Origin of the sequence: Geodermatophilus obscurus, assembly GCF_900115395.1 — a bacterium.
Taxonomy (GTDB): Bacteria; Actinomycetota; Actinomycetes; order Mycobacteriales; family Geodermatophilaceae; genus Geodermatophilus; species Geodermatophilus obscurus_B.
In genome coordinates this window covers 103,343-122,331 of the sequence record NZ_FOWE01000010.1, presented here as the reverse complement: position 1 = coordinate 122,331, position 18,989 = coordinate 103,343, and the positions used below count along the sequence as shown (strand labels likewise).

Genomic DNA, 18,989 nt, shown 5'->3' with positions numbered 1-18,989 from the left:
GCTCCGCACCTCAGCGCGCCCGTCGCACCGGCAGGATGGCGAACGCGCCGACGACGGCACACAGTCCCGCGACCGCGTACAGCACGCCGTAGCTCCCGCCCCCGACCGCCAGGATCACCGGGGCGAGCGCCGGCGCGACGGTGAACGGGAGCGCGCCGGCGATGTTGAGCACACCGAGGTCCTTGGCGTTGTCCCCACCCGGCAGCACGTCGGCGACGAGCGCGAGGTCGACGGCCATGTACACGCCGAACCCGAGCCCGCTGATCGCCATGCCGACGAGGAACCCGTCGAAGTCGCTCGCGACGGCGACCGCGAACAACGCCAGGCCGTAGACGACCGACGCGGTGAACACGAAGACCTTCCGCCGGCCGATCCGGTCCGAGAGCCGGCCGCCGACGAGGGACGCGATGACGAGGACGGCCGCCTGGACGAGGGTGCCCAGGAAGATCTGCCGGGGCACCTCTGCCTCGGCGGTGCCGATCTGGTCCAGCAGGAAGTAGGCCTGGTACGTGGTCAGGAAGGCGTAGGCCAGGACGAACAGGAAGCGGCTGGAGAACGCCCACGCGAAGTCCGGGTTCCTCCGCGGGCTGACGTAGAAGATGCCCGCGAGTTCGCGCAGAGACCAGGGAGGCTTGGCGCCCCGGGGGAGCCGGCGATCGTGCAGCGTTCCCGCGAAGAGCAGGACGAAGAACCCCCCGATCGCGCACGGCACCAGGAACATCGCCACCTGGTTGCCGGCGAACAGCTGGACCACGAAGGTGCCGCTCACCGAGGCCACCGGCAGGCAGATGCCGAGGACACCGGACACCACTCCGCGCTGGGCCACGGGGACCTGGTCCGGGAGCACCGCCACCAACGCCGCGAGCAGCGCGTTGAAGAACAACTGCGCGACGCACCACCCCACCGCGACGATCGGGACGGTGGGTGCCGCAGCGACGACGAGGACGCCGAGGGAGCCGCCGAGCAGGCCGAAGACCATCCAGGGTCGCCGCATGCCCCACGGCCCCGACGTGCGATCGCTCAGCTTGCCGAAGAACGGGTTGCCGAGCATCGCCGCCAGGGCGCCGATCCCGGTGACCAGGGCGAGACTGCTGGGCGCCTGATCGTCGCCGACGATCGTGTCGACCTTCAGTGCGAGCGTCACCAGCAGCGGTGCGATGAGCACCAGGCAGGTGCCCACGTACGCCGCCGCGTAGAGCGCGATAAAGGCCCACCCGACCGGCTGCGGCTCGGCCGCGACCCGCACCTCGCCGGAGCGAGCCGGGGGTGGGTGCACGGTCGGCGTGCGCCCGGACACGTGGGTCATGGGGTGCTCCCCTCCCGAGCTCCGCTCGGGAGCCCGGGGCGCGAGTGTCGCGGCCCAGGCGTGCGGTCCGATACCCCTTGCCGCGCGGTCGCCCCGGCGCCGCGGCCCGGCCGGATCACCACCGCGATCCCCACATCGTGGTGATCCGGGCTCACCACATCCGCTCCTAGCTTTCGTGTGCACCCAGAGATCAGCCCACGAGAGTCAGCGCGAGGTTCCGATGAGCGGTATGTCGACCGGCCACCAGCACGACCCCGGGCGGTACGAGATCCGCGTCCAGGGACGTCTCGAGTCGCGGTGGGCCGCCTGGTTCGACGGGATGGCCCTCACCCCGGAGACCGACGGCACGACCACCATCCACGGCCCGGTCGTCGACCAGGCCGCACTGCACGGCCTGCTGCGGAAGCTCCGCGACGTCGGACTGCCCCTCGTCTCGGTCACCGCGGTACCGGCGCCGGTGCCCCCCACCACTTCGGAGGAGGAGCGATGAAGGCGATCGTCCAGGACCGGTTCGGCTCGCCGGACGTCCTGCAGTTCATGGACGTCGACCCGCCCGAGATCGGGGCCGACGACGTGCTGGTCCGCGTCCACGCCGCCGCGATCAACCCCTACGACTGGCACATGCTGCGCGGCGACCCCTACGTCGCGCGGCTCATGGGCGGGGTGGGACTGACCCGGCCGAAGCACCGCATCGCCGGGGCCGACGGGGCTGGGCGCGTGGAGCGGGTCGGCGCGAACGTCCGCGACCTGCGGCCGGGGGACGAGGTGCTCGGCTGGTTCGACGGTTCGTTCGCCGAGTTCGCCCGGGCCACCGCCGACCGCGTGGTGCTCAAGCCCGAAAGCCTCTCGTTCGAGGAGGCGGCGGCCGTTCCGATGGCGGGGGAGACGGCCCTGCGTGCCATCCGCGACGTGGGGGAGGTGCGTCCGGGTCACCGGGTGCTGGTCAACGGCGCGGCGGGCGGGGTCGGCCACCTCGCCGTCCAGATCGCGGTGGCGCTGGGTGCCGAGGTCACCGGCGTCTGCAGCACGCGCAACGTCGAGCTCGTCCGTTCTCTCGGCGCCGCACACGTCGTCGACTACACCGGCGCCGACTTCACCGACGGGCGTCAGCACTACGACGTCGTGCTCGACAACGTCGGCAACCAGCCGCTGCGCCGGCTGCGCCGGGCACTGACCCCGACGGGCACGCTCGTCTTCAACGCCGGCGGCGCACCGGGCAACGTGTTCGGCCCGATCGGATCGATCCTGCGTGTGGTCGTCCTCGACGGTCTGGTGAGCCAGCGGTTCCGGCCGCTGCCGAGCGACTGGACGCGGGATCACCTGCTCGACGTCACCGGGCTCGTCGACGCCGACGAGCTCACCCCGGCCATCGACCGGACCTTCCCGCTGGCCGACACCGCGGCCGGCCTGCACCACGTGGAGCAGGGCCACGCCCGCGGCAAGGTCGTCGTCTCGGTGCTCTGAGCCGCTCGTCCCCCTATCCGAACCCCACCGCCAGGAGCGCCGACCGATGATCACCCTCACCCAGCTCACCAAGAAGTACGGCGACCGCCTCGCCGTCGACGATCTGACCTTCTCCGTGACCGACGGCCGGGTGACCGGATTCGTCGGACCGAACGGGGCCGGCAAGTCGACCACCATGCGGATGATGATCGGGCTCACCCGGCCCGACCGGGGGGACGTCCGCTACGCCGGCGTCCACTACCGGGACCTCCGGCACCCGGCGCGAACCGTCGGCGCGGTCCTGGAGGCCAGGAGCATGCACCCCGGCCGCACGGCCCGGAACCACCTGCGCGCCACCGCAGCCCTCAGCGGGATCCCGAGCCGGCGGGTCGAGCACGTCCTGGCCGAGGTCGGGCTGCAGCCGGCCGCCGACAAGCGGGCCGGAACCTTCTCCCTCGGGATGCGCCAGCGCCTGGCACTGGCGTCGGCGCTGCTCGGTGACCCCCAGGTGCTGCTGCTCGACGAGCCCTCCAACGGTCTCGACCCGGACGGCATCCGCTGGCTGCGCGACTACCTGGCCGGCTTCGCCGCACGTGGGGGAACGGTGTTCGTCTCCAGCCACCTCATCAGCGAGCTCAGCATGTTCGCCCACGACCTCGTCGTCGTCGGGGGAGGACGGCTGCTGGCCGCCGAGTCGGTGCAGGCGATCACCGCACGCAACGACGTCGACGTGCGGGTCGAGACGCCTCAGCCCACCGAACTCCTCGAGCACCTCGCCGCACACGGCGTCGCCAGCGAGGTGCGGGCCGACCGGCTGATCCTCCGGGGAACCACCCGAGCGGCCGTGTCGCAGATCGCGTTCGACCACCGGATCCGCCTCCTCGAGCTGACCGACGTCTCCCGCACCCTCGAGGACAGCCTGCTCGACATGACGCGGCCGACCGCCGAATTCGCCTCCGCCTGATCCCCCACCCATCCATCGCGAGGACCCGATCATGACCACTTCCCATGCCCCGACGAACCCGAGTGCGACGACCCCCGACCTGCGGCACCTCGATACGCGCACTCCACGCGGCGACGCCCGGGCGGTCGCCGCCGCCCTGAAGAGCGAATGGATCAAGGCGGTGACCGTCCGGTCCACCGGAACGGTCCTGGTGCTGGCCCTCGGCGGCGGACTCGCGGTCTCGTGGGCGGTCTCGACGTTCGTCACCGACCGGGTCCAGTACGTCGCCGACGTCGGCTTCCTCTGGACCGGCGTGACGGCGATGCTCGCGGCGATCGCCGGCGTCCTGCTGTTCGGGTCCGAGGTCCAGCACGGCACGCTGGCGAGCACCCTCGCCGCTCGTCCCGCGCGCTGGATCATCGTGCTGGCGAAGACGCTGGTCGCTGCCACTGTGGGCCTGGTCCTCGGGGCGGTCGGCCTGGCGGCCGGCTTCGGCGGTGCCGTGATCGCCGGGCTCGACGCCGGCGACACCTCGTCGGTGGCCACGACGATCGGCTGGGCGTTGCTGTACACCACGCTCTCGGCCGTGCTCGGACTGGGCATCTCCATGGTGGTCCGCAACAGCACGGCCGCGATCGGCGGCCTCCTGGTCTGGGGATTCGTCGTCGAGAACCTGTTCCGGCTGTTCCTCGCCGACGAGATCGCCCGCTTCCTTCCCTTCGTCGCGGGCAATCACCTGCTGAACGACGACTCGGGATTCGCATCCGCCGAGACGCTTGCCGTGGCGCTGACCCGGCCCGAGAACGCACTCGTCTTCGGCGGCTACACGCTCGTCGCACTCGCGGTCGGGACAGTCCTGCTGTACCGGCGGGACACGAACTAGAAGACGTTGCGGAAGTAGGTCGTCGGGCTCCGTCGGGCGGTTATGTCTCGGCGCAGGCTGCGGGGCACGTCGTCGTCGGTGTCTTCCCCGCCGCCGCGGCTGATCAGTGACGAGCTGTGGGCGCTGGTCGAGCCGCTGATCCCACCCCGTCCTCCGGCGGTGCACGGCCGCACCGGGCGGCCCCGCACCTCTGATCGGGACGTGCTGGAGGGCATCGCGTCCGTGCTGTCCACCGGCATCGGCTGGGCCAAGCTGCCGACCGAGCTCGGCTACGGGTCGGGCTGGACGTGCTGGCGCCGCCTGCACGAGTGGGCCGAGGCGGGCCTGTTCGACCAGCTCCACCGCGCCGTGCTGAACCGGCTCGGCGAGCAAGGCCGGCTGGACTGGTCGCGGGCCAGCCTGGACTCGGTCAGCGTCCGGGCGAAAAGGGGGGCGAGCTGACCGGCCCCCATCCCACCGACCGCGGTAAGCGCGGCAGCAAGTACCACCTGCCCGTCGATGCCACCGGGCCGCCGCTCGACGTCGCCGTCTCCGGCGCCAACCGGCACGACAGCATGCTCGTCGAGCCGATCCTGGACTCGATGCCGGCCATCCGCCGAGGCGGCAGCGGACATCCCCGCCGCCGGCCGGTCGAGCTGCACGGGGACAAGGGCTACGACAACCTGCGGGTCCGCCGCTACCTGCGTCGGCGCGGCACCCGCCCGGACCGCCCGCCTCGGCCGGGACTCCAGCGCCCGGCTGGCCGCCATCGCTGGGTCGTCGAACGCACCCTCGGCTGGCTGCTGTCCTACAAACGGCTGGCCCTGCGCTCCGACCGCAGTGCTTCGACGATCACCGCGCTGGCCCGCCTGGCGATCACCTTCATCTGCGCCCGCCGCATACCGAACAACTAGTGCAACGTCTCCTTTGAGCGCCGCTGAGGCTCGTGTCGGAGCTGCCTTCGGGGGCCAGTGCACAGCGCCCTCCCCGCGTCTTACTTCCCGTGAGACAGTTCGGGAGTGGCCGAGACGATCACCTTCCGCCCCGACGAAGACGCGCGCCGAGCGTTGGCCGTCCTGACGCAAGACGGCACCTCTGTCTCCACAGCCGTTCGAGCGGCCTTGATCGATGCCGCCAAGACAGTGGCGCAGGACAGGCTGCGCGCCGAGGCCGCTGCGCTGGCAGCCGATGACACCGACCGTGCCGAGAGCGCTCAGGTCCTCCGGGACATGGAGACGCTGCGTGCGTGGTGAGGTCTACCGCCTGCGCTCTCCCCGCGGCGCCCGGGGCCATGAGCAGGCCGGCACCCGCTATGCCGTCGTCGTCCAGTCCGACCTGCTGCCCCTCTCGACCTGGCTGGTCGCGCCGACGTCCACCTCGGCCCGAGCGGCCACGTTCCGTCCTGAGGTTTCCGTCGACGGTCGCCCGACCCGGGTGCTGGCCGAACAGACGAGTGCGGTGGACCCGCAGCGCTTAGGTGAGTCGGCCGGGCACCTCAGCTTCGACGAATTGCGCCAGGTTGACGCCGCGCTGCGCCTGGTCCTCGGCCTGTGACCAACACCCCGCAACCTGTCCCGCCAGCGGCTCACCGCCGAGCCCGGGACGCCGTCTGAGGACGCTCTCAAGCTCGTGGCCAGATGGGCGGCGACCACCACGGACGCGAGCGCCCCCACGGTCCACCGGCCATGACCCGCCCGCCGGGCGACGGCACCGTAGACCAGTCCGACCCGCGGAACGTCGCCGGTGCGACGCGGGCGGACGGGCAGGGCGGTCTGGAGGCCACGCTCGTCGCGGAGCGTGAGTGCTCGCGTCCGGGGAAGCTCCTGACGCACCCAGGCGGCAGTGCCCTCATGCGAGCGGATCCCTCCCTCGGCCCGTGTGCTCGGCCAGCACTTGTCAGGTCCAAGGCTGGCGGCACCGGTGCACTCCGGGCGCTGCGTCCGTGATCACCATCTTGACCACCATCGCCCGGTTCGCCCCGATTCGCGGGAGTACACCCTCGTTGCGTATGCCGCCTGACCTGCGGAGACGGCCGTCGCGGGACGTCAGCGGACACGCTGCCGACGGTTGGGGGTCAAGGGGTCGCAGGCTCACATCCTGTCAGCCCGACAGTAGAACTGCAGGTCAGAGGCGCGTCGGCCGTGAGGGCCGGCCCGCCTCTTGACCGACTGCGGCAACGCGTACAGCAACGCCGCCGCAGTACATCAACGGTCACCAGCGGAGCGCGTGCCGCTGATCGACGTCCTGCCGTTCGAGCGCATCGAGGACGCCTTCGTGCTGCTGGCGTCCGGACCGCGGCAAGGTGGGCCTGTCGCTGCCGTGACCCGCGGAAGGGAAGGTGACGGCGTGCCTGCGGCGACGACCCGCCCGGTCAGGCCAGCCGCGCGAGCAGTGCCCAGGCGAACGCCTCGGCCGCCGGATCGACCGGCTCGTGCGTCGCTGCGGTGCGCAGCCAGCTCGCCAGAGGCGGGGCCAGCGCGGGGGAGAGGGTCGCGATCCACGCACCGGTCCCGGCCCGTGCCTCGGCCACGTGCTCGGTGCTCCCGTCGGGGAGGTGCGTGACCACCTCGGGCCGGGTCGCCAGCAGTCCGCCGGTCCGCCAGTCGCCAGGGGTCGTCCGGGCGGCCAGCGCGTCCAGCCGGTCGGCCGCCGTCCGCAGCAGCTGCTCGGGGTCCACGGCCGGATGGTGCCCGACACGGCGGCTGGGCGGAGGAGGGCCAGGGCCACGGCCTCCTACGCACACCAGCCATACGACGTCGACTCGGCGGTCTCGGGCGGTGCCGGTGCCGACAGATCGGACCGTGGCGGACACTGCGTGGTCGCTCGCCAGAACGCGTGTCGATGCAGACGACACCGAGCTGCGGGACGGCGCGGACACACTCGTGCGGACCGGCGTCTTCCCGGTGTGGTAGCCCGCCGCCTCGACTCCCAGCACCTCCCGTGCGTCCAGAGCCGCCTCAAGGCAAACCGGGCATCGAACGGACTCGAGGTCGCCAGCATCCCTTCGGCACGCCCGAGCGCGGGGTGCCTCGATGGCCGAACGGGGGAGTGGCACGGTCCTGCAGGACTCGTCGGTCTTCGGCTCGTCGAGCTGCAGTCCCGGTCATGACCGCCGGCCGCACTGCGCGCAGGTGTCCGGGCGCTGCCGGTCCGACGCCGTTCCACAGCAGGGCGGAGAACGACCGCATCGCAGCGTCCTCCGTGTAGGCGCTGACGGGCGCATCGAGCCGACGAGCCCGTCCCTCCAGGCCCTCGACGAGGGTGTTCGGGGATCGTGCTCGGTCCCTCGTCGGGCAGGGCCTTGCCAGGGCTGGAGTCCTGGACCCCAGCCACACCAGAGAGGACTGTTGCAGTCATGGCTGGGGGTCCCGCCAAGGGGCAACGCATCGCAGCCGATTGCTCACACGAGTCGTCGGCCGGATCGTGGGGGGAGCTCCCACCGCTGCGGATGAGTGGGCAGGCGGCCGGTCCGATCCGGCCGGCAGCTTCCGGCACCAACGCAGATCGCCGTCCCCTGAGCAACCGGTGGGTCGGCGTGTCGCCGGAGCCGGGACGTCGCACACCCACTGAACCATGGTCCTCGGTCGGGCTGCCCACGTCGCTTCGTCCGGCCGCCGTCTCACCGGCGCCGGCGAGGTGCCGGCGGTGAACGGTCCCCCCCTGGTGTCGTGCATCATGCCGACGGCAGACCGGCGGGACTTCGTCGCCACGGCGATCCGGTGCTTCGTCGCGCAGGACTACCCGCGCCTCACGCTCGTCGTGGTGGACGACGGCGTCGACGCCGTCGAGGACCTGATGCCCGACGACCCGGCCGTCCACTACCACCGCCGCCCTCCGGGCCTGCCGCTCGGCGCCAAGCGCAATCTGGCCTGCGAGCTCGCCGAGGGGGACATCGTCGTCCACTGGGACGACGACGACTGGTCCGCCAGCTGGCGAGTGTCCCACCAAGTGGCTGCGCTGCTCGACTCCGGCGCCGACGTGTGCGGCCTGGCCACGCTGCTGTTCCGCGACGTCGACGGCGACCGGGCCTACCGCTACCGCTACCCGCAGAACGGTGCGCGGGACTGGGTGGCCGGAGGCACCATGGCCTACCGCCGCGACTTCTGGCGGCGCAATCCCTTCCCCGCGGTCCGCACCGGGGAGGACACCCGCTTCCTGTGGTCGCCGTGCCCCAAGCGGGTGCTGGCGCTGCCGGACGACTCGTTCTACGTCGCCACGATCCACCGGAGCAACACCAGCACCAGGCGTCCGTCCGGCTCGAGGTGGAAGGCGGTGCCGGTGTCCGAGGTGGAGCGGGTGATGTCGACGGACCAGCGACAGCAGACCGATCGCGGCACCGGGTCACCGGCGGTCACGCTGTCACTGCCCTACTACCGCGCGGAAGACACCATCGTCGGCGCGGTGCAGAGCGCCCTCGCCCAGACCCACCGCGACCTGCGCCTGGTGGTCATCAACGACGGGGACCCGAGATCGCCGTGGCCGCTGCTGGAGCACGTCGACGACGAGCGACTCGTCCGCTTCGACCTCGACACCAACCACGGCCGGTACTTTGCCGACGCGGTCGTGCTGGCCGCCACCGACAGCCCGTGGTTCGGGGTGCAGGACGCCGACGACTGGAGCGAGACGGAGCGCGTCGCGCGTTACCTCTCGGCCCTCCGTGAGCGTCATGCCGAGTTCGCGATCGGTGCCCAGCAGCTGCACGCCGGAGGCCGCGTCTCGGTGGAGACGAACGATCGCGTGCTCGAGCCGCTGTCGGAACGGATGCGGCACATCGGGCACCACTGCGGGCTCGCCGACACCGACGTGCTGCGGTCGATCGGGGGGATCCATCCCGGGTATCGGTTCGGCTACGACACGCTGCTGGTGAACCTGTTGCGGATGGCGGCTCCGGTGGCCCACGTGGGCGAGCCGCTGCACCACCGCCGGCGGCACAGCGGCTCGCTGACGAGCTCCCCGGAGACGGGCATCGGCTCGCCGGCGCGGCTCGCCGCTCAGCGGAGGCTCAGCGCCCTGTACCAGCGTGCCCGCCGCTGTCACCAGGACTACCTGGCGGGAGCGATCGACCGCACCGAACTCCGGAGGCGCATCGGACGGCTGATCCGGGACGACGTCGATCCTCCGACGGCGACAGCCGTCAGCGCGGCCGCCGCACGGCTGCGGCAGGTGCTGACCGCGCCGGTACCCCCGCTCATCACGGTTCCGTCTCGCCAGCGGATCACCGTGCCGGCGGCGCCGCGGTCTCCCGTTGTGGGCCTCGGGGTGCTCCTCGACCGCGCCGAGCTGTGGTCCGATCCGTGCGCCGTCGCCCGGGAGACGGCGCTGGAGCTGGCGGCGTACCTGTCGGCCCGCCGACCCCGCCGCGTCCTGGAGTGCGGAAGTGGTGCGTCGACGGCGGTCCTGGCGCGGTATGCCGTCGAGGCGTCCGCCTCCGTGGTCGTCCTGGAACACGACCGGCGACGCGCTGAGCGGACCCGGGGCCTGCTGCGGGCGCTGGGCCTCGGATCGGGCGTGGAGATCGTCGTCACCGGCCTCACCCGCCGCCGATGGGCCGACGGCGGCGAGCACGCCTGGTACGACCATCCCCTCGACGGCGACTTCGACTTCGTGTTCGTCCACGGCCCGCCGACGGCCGGTGGCCGGGCGGCCGCGCCCTTCGCCCTGCGGCCACACCTCACCGGAGACGGGGAGCTGTGGATCGACGACGGCCGAGAGGACGAGCTGCGGTGTGCCGCGCTGGCGCGGGAGCTCGGTGTGGACGTCGATCTGCTGCCCGTCTCGTCGAACGGCCTGCTCCGCGCCAGCCCGGCTGCGGCGGTTCGGCGGCCCATCGTGGACGGACGGGAGGTGACGGTCAGCCTGCTCACCGGTCAGCGGCCACGGCTGCTGGAACGGACGGTGTCGGCTCTGCTGGCGTCCGCGCCCGGCCTGCTCGAGACCGCACACGTCGTCGTCCAGGTCAACAGTCCGGACGAGGAGACGGTCGGTCTGGTCGAGGGCTGGGACTGGGTGGACGAGCTGCGTGTCCACGCAGGGTCGCTGCTGTCGATCGGGGACGGGACGCGCGAGCTGATGGCCAGGGCCGCCGCCGCGTCGAGGCCCTACGTGCTGCACCTCGAGGACGACTGGGTGGCGGGGACGGCCGACGAGAGCTGGCTCGGGCGGGCTCGCGACGTGCTCGACCGCAACCCGGACGTCGGCCAGGTCCGCCTGCGGCACCGGGGGGAGCGCGTGCTGCCCCGGCACATGGTGACCGACCGGCCGATCCGGTGGACGGACCGCGACGGCTGGGCCTTCGCGCCGGCCGCGCACTTCACCTTCAACCCCAGCCTGGTGAGACGGGCGGATCTGGAGAAGATCTTCCCGGCGTCATCCCAGGACGCTGCTCAGCGGCGGTTCCTCGCCGCGCGCTTCGCCACCGCTCAGCTGTCGCCCGGGATCTTCCACCACATCGGCGTCGAGAGTCTCCGGCGCCGGCGGGAGGGGAGGACGCTCGACGACGGACTCGGCACGCGGATCGAAGCCCATCCCTGATCATCAAGGCACCCCCCTCGGCGTGCGGGAGCGGCAGTGGGAAGTCAGTCCTCCGGTGTCGGTGACCGCAGCACGCCGCCACTACTCCAACTTCTGGTACTCACCGGGGCCGTACTTGCTCGTGTGCCGGGTCAGGCGTCTGCTCGGGCGGAGCTCGTTCTGATACACCCACAGCTTGTACTCGCGCTGCATCTCCAGTGACCATCGTTGCTCTTCGATGACGTCGCGCAGGGCGCGAGGTTCATATACGGGTGTCGCGAGGAGCGCGAGACGCCGATGTGTCACCACGCGCTGGTAGTACTTGTTCAGATCTGCATTCACGGTGTTGTCCGCTAATGCCATGTTGGCGGCACTGTGCGCCCCCCCGGTGCCTTCCTCCGCAATGTGCTCCCATTCCTTGTCGGTCGGGTTGTAACTCTCCAGCCCGTGCGCACGATAGTTCAGGATGTGCACGGCCACCTTCCGCGCTGTCTCGTCCCTCCCGTAGCCCCAAACGTGATCGAACGGCCTGTTGATCTCGACGTCGAAGACCTCACGAGGCAGCGGCCGTACCGACTCCACCGGCTCGCTCCACCCGCCGGTGCAACCATAAGCCACGGCAGCGAAGGAGAAGGGCGAACCCATCGGGAAGGCCGTGGTCGGGTATTCCACGACCTTCACCTTCACCTCGAGGTAGGTGGTGTTGCCCGCGGTCTGGCTTGCGAATCCAGTGATACAGAAGACCGGTTTCTTCGGGCCCTTGCCAAAGATCTGGACCTCGTCCCCGACGGTGAACGTCTTCGTCTCCTCGCCGATCCGGTCGATGACGAGTTCGCCGCCCACGAGTCGAGCCTCGGGCCGGAACTTGGCGGCGCCCTTCTTCCTCTTGGTGTTCGGCGCGATGACCACGTCGAAGTCGACGTCCTCATCGGTCAAGTCGGTAACGGGTTCTGCGAAGATGATCGTCAACGCGATGCCAGGCTCCAACATCGGGGTGTAAGTTGCCTCGATCGTGCGGGCCTGTGCCTCCTTGGCGGCACGCAGAGAGGCGTAATCCGCTGCGTCGCTCTCCTGCTCCAGGTCCTGCACCACCTGTGTCGCCACGGCCTCGTGGTCGGTCGGGTCGAGGTCGGCCGGAGGCGCTTGACTTGCCGCTGCGGCCTCGTCGGCCCCGCCGGCTCCCAGCAGCCCGAGCACCGACTGCAGCATCCGCTCGGCCTGGTCGAGCAGCCAGTCCAGCGCCTTGTCGACCATGTCGCGCAGTCCGCCGACGATCTCGGCGATCTTGTCCCCGATGTTCCCCAGCCCGACCTGGTAGGCCAGGAAGCCGATGGCGACCGGGATCGCGGAGACCAGCCCCTGCTCCATCATCGCCGCGCCCGGCTCGATGTCCCCGCGCGCCACCGAGGCCATGGTGCCGACGTAGAGGTCGACGATGTCGAGCATCTCCCGGGCGTACTCGATGGCCGAGTTGATGGCGTTGAACAGGACGATGAACCCGTTGATCACCGTCATGATGAAGGTGGGGTCGAGGAAGCTCAGCAGCCAGGTGGTCACCTTGATGACGATCTTCTGCATGATCCAGTCGCGCGCCGCGCTGATGATCACGTCCCACAGGTTCGACAGCTGACCCTGGACGTACTCCCAGATCGCCACGACGCCGCGCTCCTCGACGTCCCGGACGAACGTCCAGATGCCGGTGAGTTCTTCGATCGCCCCGCGGATCTGGTCGACCCGCTCCTGCCCGATCCGCTCGGCGAGCTTCTCCCACAGTCGGTCCTCGGTGATGCCGAGGACCTGCAGGAGCAGGTCGAGCGCGCTCTCCAGCGTCAGCTCGGTCGGCGGCTCGATCCCGGCCTGCCGGACTCCGCGGAAGAGCCAGTCGGTCAACCCGCCGAGCAGGTGGTCGACGATGCCGCCGAAGAACCGGGTGAATCCCTCCCGGACCGCGGCCAGCATGTTGAGCAGGAAGCCGACCGGGTCGCGGGTGATGTCCTCGAACGCCGCCATGGCGTTGGTGACGATGCGGACCACGACGTCGGTCGGGAAGTTCATCAGCGCGAGCAGCAGCGTGAACACCTCGCGCAGGACCACGCGGACGAAGGCGAACAGCCGGGCGATGGGTTCGCCGAACTGGTCGCGGATGCGCTCGAATGCACTGATCGGGTCGACGAGGTCGTCGATGCTCAGCGAGTTCCAGATCCCGAGGAACAGCCCGGTGGCCATCTCCCACGTGATGCCGAGCTCGGACATCGCCCCCTCGATGCTCGCCGCCGCCTGCTCGATGACGCCGGTCTCGGCGAGCTGGTCGAAGGTGGCGTTCCCACCGGGCAGCAGGGTGATGAAGCCGCGGATGATGTTCGTCGCCGACCGGGGCACCTCCGCGCCGGTGAAGGGGTCACGGCCCAGGACCACCGCGAGGAGGGGGAAGCCCGGCACCTGCTGTGCGAATGTGCTGAGCTGACCCAGCAGCGCCGTCTTCACCAGCTCCAGGACCTTCGCCGCGACCGTCACCGCGAAGTCCCACGCCTGCCGGAGGAGGTCGACGACCCGCCCGGCCAACGCCTGGAGGCTGGGCATGAGGTCGGGCAGGTTCTCGGGCTGGATCGCCTCCCACGCGGACGCGAAGAGGGACTCGAACTGGGTGAGCAGCCCGGTGAAGGTGGCGAGCTGGGTGTCGATCCAGTCCGCGGTCTCCTGCAGGGTGCCCTTCTCGCGCATCTGCTGGAGCTCGGTCTCCCGGCCGATGAGTCGCAGGAAGTCGTCCAGGATCTCGACGGTGGTGGCCTCCACCGGCTCCCCGCGGAGCGGGTCCTGGCGGAGGACGCTCGTCATGAGCGACCAGGCGGGGTCAGCCTCGAGCAGCGGCTCGACGACGTCGAGGGCGGCGTCCTTGACCAGGTCCAGCAACGGCCCCAGCACCGAGGTCCCGAAACCGGTCACGTCGGCGACGAGCGTCGCGAGCTTCCCGGTCAGGACGCCGAGGTTGTACTCGAAGGGGTCGAGACGGAGGAAGTCCATCTCGTCCCAGGCCTCGGTGACCAGCTGCTCGAGGCGCTCCAGCGACAGGTCGAACGTCGCGAGCTGCCGATCGACGAGGGCGAAGGCGTCCTCGAGGATGCCCAGCTCGCTGAGCTTCTCGAGGACCAGGTTCCCGAGCGGCGTCAGCGCCATGAGGCCGCCGACGAGGTTGACGGCACTGCGCTCGACCGGGGCGTCGGCGAGCGGGTCGTAACCGATCAGGACCGTCAGGAGGCGGTAGCCCGGGACGTAGTTGGCGTAGTCCGCCAGCCCGTCGCTGACGACGGCGGGCAGCCGCTGCACCGCCCCGTCACCCGAACCGCCGGCGGCCGGCCCGATCGCACCCTGCTGGACGACGTGCGTGGCCTCGTGCGCCATCAGCGACAGGTCGTGCGGTGACTCGCCGCGCCCCAGGAAGATGTGGTTGCCGTGGGTCAGCGCACGCGCCTGCAGCCGGGACGCCGTGCCCTGCGCCTCGGGACCGTCGTGCACCTGCACACCGCCCAGGTCGACGCCGAGCCGCGGCTCGATCGTCGAGCGGATCGTTCCCGGGATGGGCGACCCCCCGGTCGGGCTTCGCAGCGCCGCCGAGACACCCGGCGTCATCGCTGGACGGCCGGCGGCGAGCCGGCTCACCAATCCGTGGACGGTTCCGTCGTCCTCGGTGGGCTCCTCGCCGACGGCGACGCGCTGGATCTCCTCGTCCTCGCCGACGGCGACCCGCTGGACCTCCTCGTCCTCGCCGACGGCGACGCGCTGGGGGCCCCCGCCCACGGCCGAGACCGGGCCGGCCCGTTGTCCGCCCACGATGCGCCGGGCGGCCGCGCCGGCCTCCACCTCCAGGGAGTCGTGCGGTTCGCTCACGCTCAGGCGCTGCACCGCCAGGCGTGGCACCGGAGTCAGCCCGTGTGTCGGAGCGCTGCCCCTGTGGTGTGGCGCCGGCCGGTGCCCGCCGTCCCGCGCCGCCGAGGGTCCCGACGCCCGTTCCCGCACGGCGGCGCGGCTCACGGCAGGGCCTCCAGGAACGCCTCCGAGCGGCGCCGGCGCTGCTCGCCGAGAGTGCGCTGGAACGGGGAGACCGCCCCGGCCTTTCCGTACTCCACCGCGACGGCCAGGTCGAGCAGCCGGTCGTCGACGACGTGCCCGTCGTCCAGGGCGAGGAACGTCGCCTGCATCGCGGCGTTGCGGATCTGGCCGCCGGTCATCTCCGCCCGCGCGGCCACCTCGTCGAGATGGCCGGGGGAGACCCGGTGATCGGCGGGCAGGTGCAGCTGCCAGAGCTCCCAGCGCTGCATCGGCCCCGGTTCGACGAGGGTGAGGACGACGTCCATGCGCCGCTGGAAGGCCGGGTCGATGCCCTCGGCGGCGTTCGTGGTGACCAGGACGATGCCCTGATAGGTCTCCAGCCGCTGGAGCAGGTAGTTGGTCTCCAGGTTCGCGAAGCGGTCGTTGGCCGAGCGGACTTCGGTGCGGTTGCCCAGCAGCGAGTCGCCCTCGTCGACGAGGAGCACGACGTCGAGCTCCTCGGCGGCGGACAGGATGCGGTGCAGGTTCTTCTCCGTCTCGCCGACGTACTTGTCGATCACGGCGGCCAGGTCGACCCGGTACAGGTCCATCCCCAGCTGCGCGGCCAGCAGCCGGCAGGCGAGCGTCTTCCCGGTCCCGCTCGGCCCGGTCAGCAGCGCCCGGACGCCCGTGCCGGTCGTCCCGCCGAATCCCGGCCCGACGGTTCCGAGCACCCGCTCCCGGTGCCGGCAGCGCAGCTCGAGGGCCAGCAACTGCAACTCCGACGCCTCGTCGCACACGAGCCGCGTCGTCCCGCCCGGCGGGTCCAGTCGCTGGGCGAGCACGTCCAGCCGCTCCCGGCCCAGCTCGGCACAGGCGCGCCCGACGTCGCCGGCGACCACGTCGCCCCGGCCGTCGAGGTCGGCGATCTCGCGTGCCCGCCGTGCCGCGCGCCGGATCTGTCCTCCCGGGAGCAGGTGGCGGTCGACCACGCCGTCGAGGTCGTCCTCGCGCACCCGCGGCAGGTGGGCCAGCCAGTGCGCCCGGCGCTCGCGCGGTCCGGGCCGGGGGACGTCGAGGCGGATCGCAGCCTCGGCGACGCGGCCGGTCAGCCCGCCCTCGGAGCCCACCGCGAGGCCGAGGACGCCGACCAGCCCGGGCACCGCCGGCACCGCGACCGCCTGCCCGGGGAGCAGCGCGTACCGCACGACGGGAAGAGCGCCCAACGCGGTGCAGAGCGCGCCGAGCCGCGCCCAGCGGGCATCGTCCAGGTGGTCGGCGTCGACGAACAGGGCTCCGCGGCCCAGGCCGCGGGCGAGCGCGCCCAGCACCCGCCGCCGTCCGCTCCCGTGTGCGCCGCGGACCAGGACCGCGCGCGGAGCACCGCGCCCACCCGACGCGCCCAGCCGGCTGACGAGCGCGTCGACCTGGTGACGCAGCCCGTCGGGGACCAGCAGGTCCTCGGCCCCGTCCAGCTCGTCCCGGTCCAGGACCTCGCCCCAGGGCAGCGGCTGCTCCTGCGGCGTCCCGCGCAGCACCGCCCACAGCTCGGCCGGCACCGTGACGACGTCCTCCGACCTGGGGCCTCCGCCGATGACGGTCTCGACCAGGCCGCGGGAGGTGAGCGCCGCGTGCACCGACCACGGGTCGACGTCGTCCCCGAGGATCGCGGCGAGGGTCTGCAGGGTCGGACGGCGGGGTTCGATCGGGCGCTGGATCTCGGCGAACACCGAGCCGAACCGGGAGTCCTCCTCGACGAGACCCGCGAGCACGAGAGCGTGTCGTTCCCGCAGGCCGAGCCCGGTGGCGTCGAGGGCGGCGAGCGGGAGGTGGACGGTGGCGGCACGCTCCCACGCCCGCAGGTTCTCCGCCCACCAGGCCGGCCCCTGGGCCCAGTGCAGGTCCTTCGGCAGGTAGGGGCACATCCCGTCGAGGTAGCCGGTCAGGAACGGATGCCGGGCGAACGTCTCGTCGAGGTCGAGCGCCCCGGCCGCGGCCAGCTCCTGCAGGTGAGCGAGCAGGTGGAACGTGGCGGCGTGGGCGTTGACCCGGAAGTGGCCCGCGGGCGTGAGGGGGACCGCGGCGAAGGGGGAGGCGGCCATCACGGGCCCCCGCGGGCGTAGTGGAACGCGATCACGTGGCTCAGCGCCGGCACCCAGCCGGGGTCCCGGTCCAGTCCGGCCATCCGCACCGGCACGCTGATGGACTCGAGGTCCATGACGACGTCGACGTGGGTGCGGGAGTGGTCGACGCGCCCCGGCACCCGCAGCGCGTCGATCGCGCGGGTCACGTCGGTGCCGAGCTCGTCGGCGAGTCGCTGACCGACGCGGGTGACCACCGCAGGGTCGAGGGCGACCGTCGGCACTCCCGTCAGGCGCCCGTCGAGCCGGGCGAGCAGCCGCCAGAGGCCGTCGTGATCGGCCTCCCCCGCGACCGTGGAGGGGTGGGCGGCGAGGAGTCCGCGGCCGAGGGCCTCCAGCAGTGCCCAGCCGGTGAGGTGCCCCGCGTGCCACGCCTCCCCGGCCCCGGGAGGAACGCCGTCCGCGGTCCACCTGTCCAGCCGGGGAACGAGGTCGATCAGGTAGAAGACGCCGGCCAACCCGGTGCGGACCGCCTCGGGCAGGCCCGAGACGGATCCGTCGCCCGGCGACGGCTCCTGCTCGGTCACCGGCACCGGCACCGGGCCGGGGAACCCGGAGGACCCGGACCTCGTGGACCCAGCCGCGGCATCGGCCGGCGTGCGGCTCCCGCTGGGCGGGGTCGAGGCGGCGTCGCCCGATGCGCCGGCCCCCGGGGCGTCGCCGGCGCCCCGGGGACCGGGGGCGCCGATCCCGCCCGCCGGGCCCGCGTCGGGGCGGTCGACGTGAACGGCACCGACGCCCGGTGCGACGGAGCTGTCGTTCGGCCCGGCGGGCGTGGCCGAGCCGGCGCCGGACTCCGGGAACCCCTCCGGAGCCGGCCCCGCATCGGGCGTGCGGCGAGCGGGATCGGGACCGAGCGCCACGTCCCGGCGCGACGCGTCGCGCTCGAGGGCCGCCGACACCACCGCCGAGCGGGCGGCCCCGGGAGCCCGGACGAGGAGCAGTGCGGTCGCGAGCAGGAGTGCACGCTCGCCGTCGAGGGACGACGGCACGGCAGAGGAGCCGAGCCAGCGCTCCCACGCGGCCACGTCCGGCGTTCCGTTCCCGCGCCCGTCGACGGCGGGGTCGGCGGCGCCCCGGGCGGACGGTGGTTCCGCTGTGCCCGCCTCGCGGTCGGTCGCCCGGCCATGGGAGAGCACGTTGCCCGGCGCGGTCGCCGCCCGGCTGCCGGGGGCAGCGGACGGGAGAGCGAACGTGCGCCGGATGCCGGCGAGCAACGCCGTGGCCTGACCGAGGGGCAACCGTCGCACCGCCGCGTCGGCGAGGTCCCAGGTCTGGAGTTGGTCGAGCGCACCGGGCAGGAGGGCGACGTCCCGAGCGAGCACGGCGGCGACGTCGGTGGTCCCGGTCCCCAGCAGCGGTCCCTCCCACCACCAGCAGCGGTCGGCGACGCCGCGGAGCAGGTCGGTGACCAGGCAGGCCACCAGTTCGGCACGGTCGCCGAAGAGCACCGCCTCCGCGTCGTCGGGCAGCCTGCCACGGTCCGGTCGCGCGGCGCGGCGGGCCAGGTCGGTGAGCTCCTGCCGGAGGCGGTGGTCCCAGCGGGGACCGTCCCCTCGGGAGGAACGGGGGGCGGTCTCGAACGGCGGGAGGACGGCCGTCAGCCGCCGCACCACGAGCACGGCCGACGGGGGGAGCCCGTCGGGGTGGAGCTCCGCACGCTCCAGCCGGGTCGGCGCCGAGGACGGATCGGGCGGCCTCCCCGGACCGCCGTGGCGCATCCGGAGTCGCAGCACGGCCGAGGGGGAGGCGGACATC

At 72.3% G+C, this 18,989-nt stretch carries 13 protein-coding genes; 8 read left to right on the top strand and 5 right to left on the bottom strand.

The window, feature by feature from the left end; all coding sequences use genetic code 11:
- Positions 1-10: 10 nt before the first annotated feature.
- On the bottom strand, positions 11-1,306 hold the full coding sequence (locus tag BM165_RS19385; protein ID WP_075015188.1) for an MFS transporter: 1,296 nt from the start codon (positions 1,304-1,306) through the stop codon (positions 11-13).
- Between the two features lie 220 nt (positions 1,307-1,526).
- Between BM165_RS19385 and BM165_RS19380 the strand changes: the two genes are divergently transcribed.
- From BM165_RS19380 to BM165_RS19350, 7 genes are all read left to right on the top strand, one after another.
- A complete protein-coding gene (locus tag BM165_RS19380; RefSeq protein WP_244274337.1) occupies positions 1,527-1,796 on the top strand; it encodes a hypothetical protein in 270 nt (89 codons plus the stop codon).
- Positions 1,793-2,770, top strand: a complete 978-nt coding sequence (locus tag BM165_RS19375; protein ID WP_075015186.1) for an NAD(P)-dependent alcohol dehydrogenase — start codon at positions 1,793-1,795, stop codon at positions 2,768-2,770. The genes BM165_RS19380 and BM165_RS19375 overlap by 4 nt, the downstream gene beginning before the upstream one ends.
- Before the next feature lie 46 nt (positions 2,771-2,816).
- Positions 2,817-3,713 (top strand): ABC transporter ATP-binding protein, encoded by an 897-nt coding sequence (locus BM165_RS19370; protein WP_075015185.1) that lies wholly within the window; start codon positions 2,817-2,819, stop codon positions 3,711-3,713.
- Between the two features lie 31 nt (positions 3,714-3,744).
- Complete coding sequence (locus BM165_RS19365; RefSeq protein ID WP_083427526.1) at positions 3,745-4,575, top strand: ABC transporter permease subunit; 831 nt, start codon at positions 3,745-3,747, stop codon at positions 4,573-4,575.
- Positions 4,576-4,617: 42 nt separating this feature from the next.
- Positions 4,618-5,468, top strand: a protein-coding gene (locus BM165_RS19360; RefSeq protein ID WP_432276823.1) for an IS5 family transposase whose coding sequence is annotated in 2 segments (ribosomal slippage) — positions 4,618-4,990 and positions 4,990-5,468 — 852 coding nt in all. Because the reading frame shifts where the segments join, the coding sequence is not laid out codon by codon here.
- 105 nt (positions 5,469-5,573) lie between these two features.
- A complete protein-coding gene (locus BM165_RS19355; protein WP_075015183.1) occupies positions 5,574-5,807 on the top strand; it encodes a hypothetical protein in 234 nt (77 codons plus the stop codon).
- Positions 5,797-6,108: a type II toxin-antitoxin system PemK/MazF family toxin gene (locus BM165_RS19350; protein ID WP_075015182.1), complete on the top strand. Its 312-nt coding sequence runs from the start codon at positions 5,797-5,799 to the stop codon at positions 6,106-6,108. The genes BM165_RS19355 and BM165_RS19350 overlap by 11 nt, the downstream gene beginning before the upstream one ends.
- Before the next feature lie 817 nt (positions 6,109-6,925).
- On the opposite strand, the gene BM165_RS19345 is transcribed toward BM165_RS19350, so the two are convergent.
- Positions 6,926-7,231 (bottom strand): hypothetical protein, encoded by a 306-nt coding sequence (locus BM165_RS19345; protein WP_075015181.1) that lies wholly within the window; start codon positions 7,229-7,231, stop codon positions 6,926-6,928.
- Between the two features lie 968 nt (positions 7,232-8,199).
- Here BM165_RS19345 and BM165_RS19340 point away from each other — a divergent pair.
- Positions 8,200-11,085 carry a glycosyltransferase gene (locus tag BM165_RS19340; protein WP_177225258.1) on the top strand — a complete coding sequence of 962 codons (2,886 nt, stop codon included), beginning with the start codon at positions 8,200-8,202 and terminating at the stop codon, positions 11,083-11,085.
- Between the two features lie 81 nt (positions 11,086-11,166).
- On the opposite strand, the gene BM165_RS19335 is transcribed toward BM165_RS19340, so the two are convergent.
- Genes BM165_RS19335 through BM165_RS19325 form a run of 3 tightly spaced genes read right to left on the bottom strand, consistent with a single transcriptional unit; the run spans position 11,167 to position 18,988 of the window.
- Positions 11,167-15,093, bottom strand: coding sequence for an eCIS core domain-containing protein (locus tag BM165_RS19335; protein WP_143108241.1), 3,927 nt, complete (start codon positions 15,091-15,093; stop codon positions 11,167-11,169).
- Positions 15,090-17,192, bottom strand: a complete 2,103-nt coding sequence (locus tag BM165_RS19330) for an ATP-binding protein (protein ID WP_143108240.1) — start codon at positions 17,190-17,192, stop codon at positions 15,090-15,092. Before BM165_RS19330 ends, BM165_RS19335 begins: the two co-directional genes overlap by 4 nt.
- Complete coding sequence (locus BM165_RS19325; RefSeq protein ID WP_075015177.1) at positions 17,192-18,988, bottom strand: hypothetical protein; 1,797 nt, start codon at positions 18,986-18,988, stop codon at positions 17,192-17,194. The genes BM165_RS19330 and BM165_RS19325 overlap by 1 nt, the downstream gene beginning before the upstream one ends.
- Position 18,989 lies beyond the last annotated feature (1 nt).